This is a genomic window from Vibrio sp. G-C-1, assembly GCF_021728015.1.
GTDB classification, from domain to species: domain Bacteria; phylum Pseudomonadota; class Gammaproteobacteria; order Enterobacterales; family Vibrionaceae; genus Vibrio; species Vibrio splendidus.
Genome location: NZ_JAKKCR010000002.1, coordinates 388,132 through 400,463, shown reverse-complemented (window position 1 = coordinate 400,463; position 12,332 = coordinate 388,132). Strand labels below are relative to the sequence as shown.

Sequence of the window (12,332 nt, the reverse complement as noted above, 5' to 3'; positions counted from 1 at the left end):
ACATCGAATGATGTCCTTTTTTGTATTAATTTGAGGTCAAATAACTAAGCTTTTCCTTTCACACCACACCCTTTAATCACTAGCTGCGTGATGAATTCAGCGGCATCTTCATAGTCTTTATCATCGAGCTTATCTTTCTGCATCACGCTGCAAATCTGCCAGCCAAAATCGGCGTAGGTTTGAGTTGCCGCCCAGATGGTAAACATCAGGTGGTGTGCAGGAACGTCATCCATTAAGCCTTGTGCTGACCAAGTTGAGAACTTATCGAGGATCATCTGGGATTGCTTATACAGTTCGTCACCAATCTCTTTCGGCAATACTTTAGCGCCAGACATCACTTCGTTAGCAAATACCTTAGAGGCGTGCGGATGATCGCGAGAAATGATCAGTTTGGTTTGAATATATTGAGACAAGGCTTCAACAGGATCGCTGAGATCTTCAATTGGACGAGATGCTTCAAGTAAAGGCTGAGTGACGGTTTCTAGAACGGCATTGTAGAGCTTATCTTTAGAGCTGAAATAGTAGAAGACGTTGGGTTTGGGAATGTCGGCCGCTTTTGCGATATCAGCCATTTTTGTTGCGGCATAACCATGAGTGGCGAATTGTTCACACGCGACTTCGATGATTAAATCTTGATTCTTTTGTCTGATCCTAGACATATTGCATCCTTTACAGCTCGTTACTAAAATCATAGTAATCAACGTGCTTCATTAGTCCAGAAGATAATCTCAGAACTCAAGGTCACCGCATTGATAACAATAAAATGGCCGCTCTATTTGTTAAGAAGCGACCATTCCATACCGTGCTTTTGAACTGTTCAAGTTAAAGAATCAATATCGCTCTGAAGTCATTCACATTGGTCAGCGTCGGCCCCGTGGTAAGAAGCACATCGACTTGCTTGAAAAAGTCGTAGCTATTGTTGGCATCGAGGTAGTCTTGCGCTTTAAGCGACAGGCTCGAACCTAGTTGCCATGTTTGAGGCGCGATCCATGCGCCCGCATTGTCTTCCACGCCATCAATCCCGTCGGTATCAGCAGCCAATGCAAATATGTTGTCTTGGCCTTTAAGCTCGTTATACAAGCTCAACAAGAACTCACAGTTACGCCCACCGCGACCATTCCCTTTAACGGTTACCGTGGTTTCCCCGCCGGAAAGTATCACGCAAGGCGTCTCAAATGGGTGCTTGTTATTAGCCACTTGTTTGGCCAGCGCAGCATGCACTTTCGCGACATCTCGCGCTTCTCCCTCTATGCAATCACTCAACACATAAGCGGGAATGCCCAAACCTTCAGCTTCTGCAGCAGCGGATTCCAATGCCGACATTGGTGTGGCGATAATATGGTGCTCCGCGTTCTTCCAACATACGTCATCTGGTTTCACCGTCTCTGACTCTGGATTATTTAGCCATTCAAATGCCGAGCATGGTGTTTCTATTTGGTAACGTTCTAAAATTGCCATCGCATCAAAACGCGTGGTGGTGTCGGGTACGGTTGGGCCCGATGCAATCACACTAATGTCATCGCCCGGCACGTCCGAAATCGCCAGTGACACAACCCTTGCAGGATACGCCGCTTTAGCAAGTCGACCGCCTTTTATCGAAGATAGATGTTTGCGAACACAGTTCATTTCATCAATGGCGGCGCCTGATTTAAGCAACGCCTTATTGATTTGTTGCTTCTCTGCTAGGCTGATGTCACCACCGGGCAAACTTAGCAAAGCAGAGCCACCGCCTGACAGTAGGCAAATAACCGTGTCGTCAGCACTCAAACCACTCACCAATTGCAGCATACGTTGGCTTACCTCTAAGCCCATCGCATCTGGTACTGGATGCGCCGCTTCAATCACTTCGATATGTTCGCAAGGGGCGGTGTGCTCATAACGAGTCACCACCAAGCCTTCAAGATCACGCAGTGCGAGATCTTGTTGTTGCTTAACTTGCCAGACAGCTTCGAGCTCTGCTGCCATTGATGCGGCCGCTTTTCCTGCTCCGATCACCACAGTACGCCCGGCTTGATTAGCAGAGCGATAAAAAATGTCTTGAGGAAGAAAAGGTTCGATGTGATTTTTAGGTAGCGCCTGATTAACAGCACTTGAGAAAAGGGTTTGTAGAAACTGCTTAGCATCAATGTCCATCAGCCACTCCTTAGTTGACGGAGAAAAAAAGAACCCCGATACAAGGCCAAAGGGTGCCTGCTAAGATCAAGTTGGAAAGGAACAACTTCAACCTCTGCCTCGTATCAGGAACGCGTATAAAAGGAGACGAAACTACGCGATTTATAAACAAACTGTTGGGCTACGAATCGATAGCAGCCCTAATTAATTAACGGATAATCGGTTGATTGATTAACCACTAAACGGACAAACCGTTAACTAGATTAACGAATCGAGTGGTCAGAGCGTTTCTCTATCGCTTGGATAAGCGCAGAGTGGTCCCAACCTTCGCCGCCCATTTCGGCACACTCGCCAAACAACTCCTGAGCATTAGCCGTATTCGGCAGTGCAACACCTAATTCTTGTGCGCCCGTTAGTGCTAAGTTCAGATCTTTCTGGTGAAGTGAGATTCTAAAGCCAGGGTCAAAGGTGCCTTCAACCATACGCTCACCGTGCACTTCCAATATCTTAGAGTTAGCAAAGCCACCTAATAGCGCCTGACGTACCCGTGCTGGATCGGCACCGGCTTTTGAAGCAAAAACTAACGCTTCAGACACGGCTTCGATATTCAACGCCACAATGATTTGGTTAGCCACTTTGCACGTTTGACCTGCACCGTTATCACCCACCAGCGTGATGTTCTTACCCATAATTTCAAATAACGGACGTGCTTTATCAAAGGCGTCTTGCTCACCGCCCACCATGATAGTCAGCGCCGCATTGATAGCACCTACTTCGCCACCTGATACCGGAGCATCAAGGTATGACGCGCCGCCTTCGTTGATTCGAGCTGCAATGGCTTTGGTCGCGATTGGCGAGATTGAACTCATATCGATAACCAGTTTTCCAGCAGCGCCACCTGCGGTGAGGCCTTGCTCGACGCCATTGTCACCAAACAGGACGTCTTCCACTTGAGGTGTATTCGGCACCATTAGGATAATGATATCCGCTGCTTCAGCCGCTTCCGCTGGTGAATGACAGACCGTTGCGCCCGCTGCCACAAGGTCGGCAGGTGCTGCATTAAAGTGATCCGACAGAATCAAATCGTGACCTGCTTTTTGAAGGTTACTCGCCATAGGTTTACCCATGATGCCAGTTCCGATAAATGCAATTTTAGACATGTTGCTCTCCTTAACGTTTGAGGGTTACCAGACGCAATTAACGGTACTGGTGCAGCCAACCAAGGCCTTCTGTCGTCGTTGTTTTTGGCTTGTATTCGCAGCCAACCCAGCCTTGATAACCAAGCTCATCAAGATAATTGAGCACGAATGGGTAATTGATTTCTCCGGTACCCGGTTCGTGTCGGCCTGGATTATCCGCCAGTTGAACGTGTGCGATTTGACCAATATTTTGTTGCATGGTCGGCGTTAGATCGCCTTCCATAATTTGCATGTGATAAATATCGTATTGGATAGAAAGGTTATCGCTCCCTACCTCTTTAATGATCGCTTTGGCTTGCTCTGTGGTGTTCAAGAAGAAGCCCGGAATATCACGGGTGTTGATCGCTTCTATCACTAAGCTGATTCCTTCTGCTGCTAGCGCGTTCGCCGCGTAATGCAGGTTAATCACAAACGCCGATTGCGCGTCTTGTTGGGTCACACCTTGCGGAACAATCCCCGCCAAGCAATTCACTTGAGTACAACCGAGCGCTTTTGCGTAAGCGATGGCTTTAGGTACACCCGCTTGAAATTCTTCAACTCGTGCTGGGTCGACCGCGATACCACGATCGCCAGCATCCCAATCACCCGCAGGCAGGTTGAATAGCACTTGTTCTAAGTTGTTAGCATCGAGCTTTGCTTTGATTGCCTGAGCATCAAAGGCGTAAGGAAAAAGATATTCCACACCTTGAAAACCCGCTTCTGCGGCGGCTTCAAAGCGATCCATAAAATCAACTTCCGTGAATAACATTGACAAGTTTGCTGCAAATTTTGCCATGACTCTGTCCTTATTCTTTATCTGTAAAAATCTGGTTATTTGTAGTAAAGCCTCGCTCTATTGGAGACTTTCCGTAGAGCTAAACCTCAGCTCTACGGATACACATGACTTAATGATTACTTGTACGCCAGCGCCGTTGGAGCATCGCCGCGGCCTTCGGCAAGCGGTTCAAATTCGTTAATAGCATTGATCTCAACGCCCATTGCAATGTTGGTTACTCGCTCAAGAATCAACTCAACAACAACCGGGACCTTATGCTTGTTCATCAGCTCTTTAGCTTGCTCAAACGCAGCGGCAATTTGCTCTGGTTCACGCACTCGAATTGCCTTACAGCCTAGGCCTTCAACAACGGCAACATGGTCAACACCGTAGCCCTCAAGCTCTGGCGCATTCTGGTTATCAAACGCCAGTTGTACACAATAGTCGATATCAAATTGGCGCTGTGCTTGGCGAATCAATCCTAAGTACGAGTTGTTCACCAACACATGAATGTATGGCAAGTTAAATTGCGCGCCAACGGCCAGTTCTTCGATCATGAATTGGAAATCATAATCACCAGAGATAGCAACGATATCGCGATCTGGATCAGCAGCTCGCACGCCCAATGCAGCTGGTGTTGTCCAACCTAGTGGGCCAGCTTGACCACAGTTGATCCAGTTACGCGGCTTATAAACATGCAGGAACTGAGCGGCAGCGATTTGCGACAAACCAATGGTGCTCACATAGCAAGTGTCACGGCCAAATGCCTTGTTCATCTCTTCATAAACACGCATCGGTTTCATAGGTGCTTCATCGAAATTGGTTTTACGCAGCATGGTCGACTTGCGTTCCTGACACTCGCTTGCCCAAGCATTTCGGTTCGGCAGTTTGCCTGCATCACGCCACTCTTGCGCCACTTCAACCATTAGCTCTAGCGCTGCTTTCGCATCAGAGACAATGCCTAAATCTGGGCAGAACACGCGACCGATTTGGGTCGGTTCAATATCAACGTGAACAAACTTTCGGCCTTCAGTGTAAACATCGACAGAGCCGGTATGACGGTTTGCCCATCGGTTACCGACACCAAACACAAAGTCAGAGTTGAGCATGGTTTCGTTACCGTAACGGTGAGACGTTTGTAGCCCTACCATGCCTGCCATTAATTCATGATCATCTGGGATCGAGCCCCAACCCATCAAGGTTGGAATCACAGGAACTCCAGTGATCTCGGCAAACTGTTGCAACAATTCAGACGCGCCAGCATTAATCACGCCACCGCCCGATACAATCAGCGGTTTCTCCGATTGAGACATCATGGTTAATGCTTTCTCAACCTGCGCGCGGGTTGCTTGCGGTTTGTAAGGTTCTAGCGGTTCATAGGTATCGATATCAAACTCAATCTCAGCCAGCTGAACATCAATCGGTAGATCAATCAGGATTGGCCCCGGACGACCCGAACGCATTAAATGAAAGGCTTTTTGGAATGCGCGTGGCACTTGTGCAGGTTCCAGCACCGTAGTCGCCCACTTAGTCACTGGTTTAGCGATAGATTCAATATCGACCGCTTGGAAATCTTCTTTATGAAGACGAGCACGTGGCGCTTGGCCTGTGATGCATAGAATTGGAATCGAATCTGCAGTCGCAGAATAAAGACCCGTGATCATGTCAGTTCCCGCAGGACCAGAAGTACCAATACACACACCTATATTGCCTTGATTAGTGCGCGTGTACCCTTCAGCCATATGGGATGCACCCTCTACGTGACGAGCTAAGACGTGGTCGATTCCTCCGAGCTTTTTCATAGCCGCATACATAGGGTTAATTGCTGCGCCGGGAACACCAAATGCGATGTCTACACCTTCACGTTTAAGCACCTCTACCGCTGCTTCAATCGCTTTCATAATTGCCATTCGAACCTCCAGTTCAGATTGTATACAATTAAACTAACTTTTGTGTACTATGAACCATCCTAGCTATTTATCAACCCCAAAATGAAACAATTTTGTTACATCAACCCATCACATTAAGTACGCACTCATCCTGAAAAGCTTACAATTCATTGCTTTACATAAAATATCTTTACGTAAAAATAAATTACAAAAAGACCAAATGATAAATAAATGTTAAATACCGTTTGCTTGTTTACAATTTCTACAATATAAATATCCTTAAAAAGAGCATTTTGTATACAAAGTGACATCGTATTGTTCAAAGGAGACAACAATGATGAATGACGTAAAAGAGAGAGAAGAAGTACAGTGTATGCAGGTACTCGGGAATATGGACAACTCCGAGTACAAAGAGATCTTGTCTAAAGATGCATTAAAATTCTTAGAAGCTCTCGTCAATAAGTTTGGAGATCGCCGTCATGCCCTGCTAAGTGACCGCGACACAAAACAAGCTCAATATGACGAGGGTGAGCTACCCAATTTCAGAAAAGACACCATTTCCATTCGTCAGAATAAAGAGTGGAAAGTGGCAACACCGCCACCAGAGCTACTCGATCGCCGCGTAGAGATCACCGGCCCTATCGAAAGAAAGATGGTGATCAACGCGCTAAACTCAGGCGCGAAAGTCTTCATGTGTTGCTTTGAGGATGCGTCTTCCCCGACTTGGGCCAATATGGTCGAAGGGCAAATCAACCTAAGAGATGCCAATCTTGGCACCATTAGTTATTTCGATGAGAAGAAGCAGAAGCGTTACCAATTAAACGACGATCCTGCACTGCTGATCGCACGCCCACGAGGGATCCACCTTCCTGAGCAATCCATCCAATTCAACAATCAGCCTATCGGCGGTTGCTTGATGGACTTCGCCTTGTACTTTTTCCATAACTATCAGTCACGTGCACAACAAGGTTTAGGGGTTTACTACTACATTCCAAAACTTGAAAGCATGGAAGAAGCACAATGGTGGGACGATATTTTCAGCTTCACCGAACACTATTTCCAAGTACCCAAAGGCACCATTCGCGCGACAGTATTGATCGAAACGCTACCAGCCGTGTTCCAGATGGAAGAGATCTTGTATGCAATGCGTGATCACATCGTGGCAATGAACTGCGGTCGTTGGGATTACATTTTCAGCTACATCAAAACGCTGAAGAACCATAAAGACCGCATCCTGCCAGATCGACACGGCATCGGCATGGACCAAGAGTTCCTTAACGCCTACAGCCAACTGTTAGTACGTACTTGTCACGCTCGCGGCGCACTGGCAATGGGTGGTATGTCAGCCTTTATTCCAGCGAAAGACCCACAAGAGATGGCGCGTGTGACTGCCAAAGTAATTGAAGACAAACAGAGAGAATCTCAAAACGGACACGATGGCACATGGGTCGCGCACCCTGCACTGGTTGATTTGGCAATGTCGATCTTTGATAAGCACCTCGATGGCAAAGTAAACCAAATGGACTTCCAAAGCCCAGAGCATGTGATCAATGCAGACTCGTTGCTAAAACCTTGTGAAGGCAGCCGCGACGAAGCAGGAGTACGTAAAAATATCCGCATCGCGCTGTATTACATCGAAGCTTGGATTCAAGGCTACGGCTGTGTACCTATCTACGGTCTTATGGAAGATGCCGCCACCGCAGAGATCTCGAGAGCCAATATCTGGCAATGGATCCACCACGGGGTAACTCTCGATGATGGCCAAACCTTTACCAAATCACTATTCCACTCTTGGCTTTACCAGGAGTTAGACACGATAAAACATGAAGTCGGAGACTCGCGCTATTCAGCAGGTCGATTTGAAGAGACAGCCGATCTTTTCTATCAACTTTCTACAGCCGAAGAGTTCGCTGCCTTCCTAACTTTACCCAGCTATGGGCTATTACAAGAGTCCAGTTAGGACTCTTGTACCGAGCTGAATCAGTCGATGATATTCACAACTAGAGTAATGATTGGCTGACTTAACTTGGTACACGGCCCCTTGAAAAACTAGGAGATAACATGGGAAGTTTGACTCTACAACAAGCGTTAACCATCATCGATGGCACCTTACAAGCGGGAAACAAGATCCACACTGAGCCTTTGACGGTCGCCGTCTTAGACAGTGGTGGCAAACTGATTTCTCTGCAACGTCAAGACGGCTCTAGCATGATGCGACCAGACATCGCGATTGCTAAAGCGTGGGGGGCACTCGCACTGGGTTGTTCCTCTAGAAAACTCGCCCAAGATGCTGACAACCGACCAGCATTCATCTCCGCCGTAAACGTGCTCGCACACGGAAACATGGTGCCAGTTCCAGGGGGGCTACTGATTCGAGACAAGGATAAAACGGTACTGGGTGCTATCGGCGTCAGCGGTGACATTTCAGACATTGATGAAAGCTGCGCCATTAATGGTATTGGTTGTGCTGAGCTATTCAGTGACGAGATGATCCAAGCTTAATTCGCCAATTCGCTGTACTTGAAGTTCTTAGACAGGAACAAAAAACCGAAGCGATTAGGCTTCGGTTTTTTATTCATAAGTTGCGCCAACAACACTAACGAATAACGTGTGATTAGACAAAGAACGCTAACGTACAAGAACCATTAAGCGCGTCCATTTAGCGTCTTCCTTCAACTTGTTAGATAGCCAGTAATCAACACTAAACGATCCAGCGCCAAGTACCGCTAGCGCTAGATACCCACCAGCAACAGAGACGTTTTTGTAGAAGTGAATCATTTGCCCCGATGAACTTGGGTCGAAGTGAAACATAACACCAGAAACCAAAGAGAAAAGTGCAATCGAGAACGCTGTAAAGCGAGTCATAAACCCAGCTAGAATCGCAAGCCCACCACCGAGTTCAAGCAAAATAACCAAAGGCAAAAAGTGAGCGCTGACTCCTTGAGAAGCCATGTATCCCGCCGTTCCTTCATAGCTAAATAGCTTTCCCCAACCCGCTTGAATAAACAAGTAAGCCAATAAAATACGAGCGAAAAAAGTCAGTGTGTCGTTCAATCTAGTGTTCATAGTTCTAAGCCTTGATAAGTTTCATTGCCGATAGGTTATTCGACTTAGCATTAAGATGATAACGAGAAAAATAGAACAACTTGTTTGAAATTTTAGTAGACATACTCGCATACAAATTACTGACTAAACCCGAAGATTGAACAACCTCAATGCTGTTACCATTGCCTTAAATTCATTGAAACACTCGCTTTGAAAAAGCTAGAGAAGTGCTGGAGAGCCTCGGCTCAACCTAAGCCATCTAAATGAGTCAGAGAAATAACCCCGTTTAACAAGCACAAAAAAACCGAAGCTCATCACTTCGGTTTTCAAATCAGTTTGAGTTAGCTCAGTTCAATAAATTCAGCAAGCCGATCCAGCCAGTCAATTACTCGTAAGCACTCAGCCATGTTTTAAGCAACTGGTTAGTATTCTTCTTCTGACTAGTAGACAGTGATTTAACCAGCTTTTTCTGCGTTTCGACATGCTCTGTCATCATTTGATCAATCAGAATAAGACCATCTTTAGTTAACTGAACACTCACGCTGCGCCTGTCTTCTTTACTGTGCTCACGACTGATCAGCCCTTTAGCTTCCAGTTTATCAAGGCGATTGGTCATCGCGCCTGAAGTCAGCATCATCGACCCAATCAGCTCTGAGGGAGTGAGTCGGTAAGGCTTTCCAGAACGTCGCAAGGTGGCTAGCACATCAAACTCACCGAGTTTCATGTCGTATTTTTTATGAAGCTCGGCAACTTGCGTCTCCATATACTTGGCAATACGCATAATCCGGCCCATCATTGCCATAGGCTCAGTTTCTAGCTCAGGCTTTTCCTTTGCCCATTGCTCTACTACGCGGTCGATAGCATCCATTTGCAATCTCGCTCCGTTATTAGTCTTGATTACTTCAAACTAGTTTAACATAAAGATACTTTACAACCACTAGTTCTCAGTATACAGTTCACACAATAGTTATCTTAACGTAAAGATATTTTAAATGAACATATTATTAGCAATGATCCCCGCGTTCTTTTGGGGAACAACCTATGCAGTGACGCAATTTACGCTACAGGAGTGGCCACCATTATTACTGGGTGCTTTGCGTGCGTTACCTGCTGGTTTGTTATTGCTAGCAGTAAAGCCGACACTGCCTAAAAAAGGCGAGTGGCAGATCATTTTCACATTGGGCCTTATCAATATTGCGACCTTCTTTGGCCTGATCTTCGTGATGGCACTAACGCTGCCTTCAGCGATTTCTGGCGTGGGCATGATCTCTGTGCCTGTGTTCGCAATGATCTTCCATTGGGTAGTGAAAAAGCAGCGCCCGCACCTAATTCAAGCCCTTTCTGGGATTGGCTTGATCACCTTAGCGTGGATACTGTTTAACCCAAGCCAAATCGCACTGAACCCTATCGGTTTGGGTGCCATGTTCGCAGCAATCATGTGTATCGTTATCGGCAGCAGCATTACCAAGTCACTGGGTAACCGCATGCATTGGTGGAAGGTATTAACATGGCAGCTGATTTTGGGCGGTACGATTTTGTCTGTCGCGTCTGGCGTTCATGCGTTCATTGACCCACAACCTTATGTTAATGCTGTCACTCATTTCGATACTCGCAACGCTATGGGTCTATTGTGGGTGATTGGGCTGAACACAGCACTAGGTTACGGCATGTATGTGTGGTTGCTACAACGTATGTCAGTGGTTGATTTCACCTTCGGTGGTATTGCAAACCCAGTTGCGGGCATCGTGACCGGTATGGTGTTAATGGGTGAATCATTTACTCCAGTCCAATACTCACTAATGACTGGCATGATCGTAATGTCGCTACTACCACAGCTCATCCTTGCAGTAAGACAAACCAAACAAGTTAAGCCTGTTACGCAGTAGATACTGTCTCCTAAACGTATTGATAAAAACGCGCCTTACATAGGCGCGTTTTTGTTGGAGGCCAGGCCATCGGTGAACCAAAGAATCACGCCCTACTCAATATGTCGAACCTTGGTCATCAACAGGGCTAAAGCAGTAAATAATTGAATAATGAAGCAGAGAACAAAGATATTGGGTACGCCGAATTCTGATACCAAATAACCAGAAACCGCCAAACCAAAGGGCATCAATAATTTAAACAGAGACCCCGTAATACCTGCAACTCGGCCTAAATGTTGCTCATCGAAAACTTCTTGACGGTAACTCCAGATGCAAATACTGCTGTACACGCCAATCGCACTCACCCACATAAACGCGCCCATTAATGCCCATTTACCATCAAGACTAAACAGCCCATCACCAACAAAAGATGACATTAAAAGTCCGCTAGCTTGGACGCCGTCTATGAATAATACAGGAATAATAAAACCGACCGCTTCAAGTGCAATAGAGACCATAAGTAAAACACCTAAGCCAATGCGTTGACGAACTTTGTCAGCAGTAAACGAACCTAACAGCCCTCCGATTCCAGATGCTGCAATCAGGTAGCCCACCTCCATATGGTTTAAAGCCAGCTCTGCTTTTGCAAAGTAGATAGCTTGAATCCAAAATACCGCTCCCGTGGTATTTATCACCATCACCGCTAAGGTAATGTGCCACATGTTCTTGTTCGCATACAAGATCAGCCAACCCTCTTTCAGTGCACTAAACACCGACTGATGAGCAACAGGCGTAGACGGCTTGAATTCCAATTTATTGAGCTGCCAAAACGCTAGCACATACATCACTGCAATAAGTAAAAACACATTATGTAACGCGGATAACAGAAGCAGACCACCTGACAAAACCGGACCGACCGTTTCTAGCAAACTGTACAAGGAGCTCATTCTCGCGGTAGCGGTATTTTGCATGTGCTGAGGTAAAACATTTTTCATCATCCCGATACGCGCATTGTGATAACCATAGTTAAACGCCATCATCAAGAATGCACACGGGAACAAAGCATATAGAGGGTTAGAAAGCCAACGCACTGCAATATATGAGACAACTAACACCAACACTTGCCCAAGTAACATGCATTGCGACCACTGCTTCTTATTGAATTTATCAACCCACACACCAATGAACAGCGCCAATAAAAGATTGGGTAAAAACTCCACCGCTCTCATCCAGCCCATCATCTCTGAAGACTGCGTTAACTCGTACACCAACAACGGCAGAGCAAGGTCATAAACCTTGGTCCCAAAAGCGACGAAGAACGCCGTCGAAAACAACACAATAAAGCTCGAGCTTTTCCAAATAGAGGACGTCGCCTCTGCTTTTTCTACACCTTCCATTTTTCATTCCTTTTAAAAATAATCGAATAACCCTATTATCGAGATTAAAAGATGAAGAAAAATAGAAAGAT

The 12,332-nt window shown here is 46.2% G+C and carries 11 protein-coding genes; 3 read left to right on the top strand and 8 right to left on the bottom strand.

What is annotated here, in order from left to right:
• Positions 1 to 44: 44 nt before the first annotated feature.
• From L3V36_RS04850 to gcl, 5 genes are all read right to left on the bottom strand, one after another.
• Complete coding sequence (locus tag L3V36_RS04850; RefSeq protein WP_102452582.1) at positions 45 to 659, bottom strand: TetR/AcrR family transcriptional regulator; 615 nt, start codon at positions 657 to 659, stop codon at positions 45 to 47.
• A 163-nt stretch (positions 660 to 822) separates the two neighbouring features.
• Positions 823 to 2,133 (bottom strand): glycerate kinase, encoded by a 1,311-nt coding sequence (locus L3V36_RS04845; RefSeq protein WP_108175136.1) that lies wholly within the window; start codon positions 2,131 to 2,133, stop codon positions 823 to 825.
• A 242-nt stretch (positions 2,134 to 2,375) separates the two neighbouring features.
• A complete protein-coding gene (locus L3V36_RS04840; RefSeq protein ID WP_017105663.1) occupies positions 2,376 to 3,272 on the bottom strand; it encodes a 2-hydroxy-3-oxopropionate reductase in 897 nt (298 codons plus the stop codon).
• A gap of 37 nt (positions 3,273 to 3,309) precedes the next feature.
• On the bottom strand, positions 3,310 to 4,086 hold the full coding sequence (gene hyi / locus L3V36_RS04835) for a hydroxypyruvate isomerase (protein ID WP_017075254.1): 777 nt from the start codon (positions 4,084 to 4,086) through the stop codon (positions 3,310 to 3,312).
• A gap of 116 nt (positions 4,087 to 4,202) precedes the next feature.
• Complete coding sequence (gcl, locus tag L3V36_RS04830) at positions 4,203 to 5,975, bottom strand: glyoxylate carboligase (protein ID WP_108175137.1); 1,773 nt, start codon at positions 5,973 to 5,975, stop codon at positions 4,203 to 4,205.
• A 313-nt stretch (positions 5,976 to 6,288) separates the two neighbouring features.
• On the opposite strand from gcl, the gene aceB reads away from it, so the two are divergent.
• Both aceB and L3V36_RS04820 read left to right on the top strand, forming a co-directional pair.
• The gene (gene aceB, locus L3V36_RS04825; protein ID WP_208774367.1) at positions 6,289 to 7,914 is read left to right on the top strand and encodes a malate synthase A; all 1,626 of its coding nucleotides are present in this window, start codon (positions 6,289 to 6,291) and stop codon (positions 7,912 to 7,914) included.
• 101 nt (positions 7,915 to 8,015) lie between these two features.
• Positions 8,016 to 8,456, top strand: a complete 441-nt coding sequence (locus L3V36_RS04820; protein WP_017088617.1) for a heme-binding protein — start codon at positions 8,016 to 8,018, stop codon at positions 8,454 to 8,456.
• Between the two features lie 126 nt (positions 8,457 to 8,582).
• Here L3V36_RS04820 and L3V36_RS04815 read toward each other — a convergent pair whose 3' ends face one another.
• Both L3V36_RS04815 and L3V36_RS04810 read right to left on the bottom strand, forming a co-directional pair.
• Entirely contained in the window at positions 8,583 to 9,020 is a 438-nt protein-coding gene (locus L3V36_RS04815; protein WP_102448128.1) for a DoxX family protein, read from the bottom strand.
• Positions 9,021 to 9,384: 364 nt separating this feature from the next.
• On the bottom strand, positions 9,385 to 9,867 hold the full coding sequence (locus L3V36_RS04810; RefSeq protein ID WP_004732835.1) for a MarR family transcriptional regulator: 483 nt from the start codon (positions 9,865 to 9,867) through the stop codon (positions 9,385 to 9,387).
• A 124-nt stretch (positions 9,868 to 9,991) separates the two neighbouring features.
• Here L3V36_RS04810 and L3V36_RS04805 point away from each other — a divergent pair, with 124 nt between their 5' ends.
• The gene (locus L3V36_RS04805) at positions 9,992 to 10,885 is read left to right on the top strand and encodes a DMT family transporter (RefSeq protein ID WP_017088615.1); all 894 of its coding nucleotides are present in this window, start codon (positions 9,992 to 9,994) and stop codon (positions 10,883 to 10,885) included.
• A 92-nt stretch (positions 10,886 to 10,977) separates the two neighbouring features.
• Here the strand turns inward: L3V36_RS04805 and L3V36_RS04800 are convergent, their stop codons facing one another.
• The gene (locus L3V36_RS04800; RefSeq protein WP_208774369.1) at positions 10,978 to 12,261 is read right to left on the bottom strand and encodes an MFS transporter; all 1,284 of its coding nucleotides are present in this window, start codon (positions 12,259 to 12,261) and stop codon (positions 10,978 to 10,980) included.
• Positions 12,262 to 12,332: the final 71 nt, after the last annotated feature.

Coding starts and splice junctions, on each gene's coding strand:
- L3V36_RS04850 (WP_102452582.1), bottom strand. CDS start 659: ATGTCTAGGATCAGACAAAAGAATCAAGATTTAATCATCGAAGTCGCG.
- L3V36_RS04845 (WP_108175136.1), bottom strand. CDS start 2,133: ATGGACATTGATGCTAAGCAGTTTCTACAAACCCTTTTCTCAAGTGCT.
- L3V36_RS04840 (WP_017105663.1), bottom strand. CDS start 3,272: ATGTCTAAAATTGCATTTATCGGAACTGGCATCATGGGTAAACCTATG.
- hyi (WP_017075254.1), bottom strand. CDS start 4,086: ATGGCAAAATTTGCAGCAAACTTGTCAATGTTATTCACGGAAGTTGAT.
- gcl (WP_108175137.1), bottom strand. CDS start 5,975: ATGGCAATTATGAAAGCGATTGAAGCAGCGGTAGAGGTGCTTAAACGT.
- aceB (WP_208774367.1), top strand. CDS start 6,289: ATGATGAATGACGTAAAAGAGAGAGAAGAAGTACAGTGTATGCAGGTA.
- L3V36_RS04820 (WP_017088617.1), top strand. CDS start 8,016: ATGGGAAGTTTGACTCTACAACAAGCGTTAACCATCATCGATGGCACC.
- L3V36_RS04815 (WP_102448128.1), bottom strand. CDS start 9,020: ATGAACACTAGATTGAACGACACACTGACTTTTTTCGCTCGTATTTTA.
- L3V36_RS04810 (WP_004732835.1), bottom strand. CDS start 9,867: ATGGATGCTATCGACCGCGTAGTAGAGCAATGGGCAAAGGAAAAGCCT.
- L3V36_RS04805 (WP_017088615.1), top strand. CDS start 9,992: ATGAACATATTATTAGCAATGATCCCCGCGTTCTTTTGGGGAACAACC.
- L3V36_RS04800 (WP_208774369.1), bottom strand. CDS start 12,261: ATGGAAGGTGTAGAAAAAGCAGAGGCGACGTCCTCTATTTGGAAAAGC.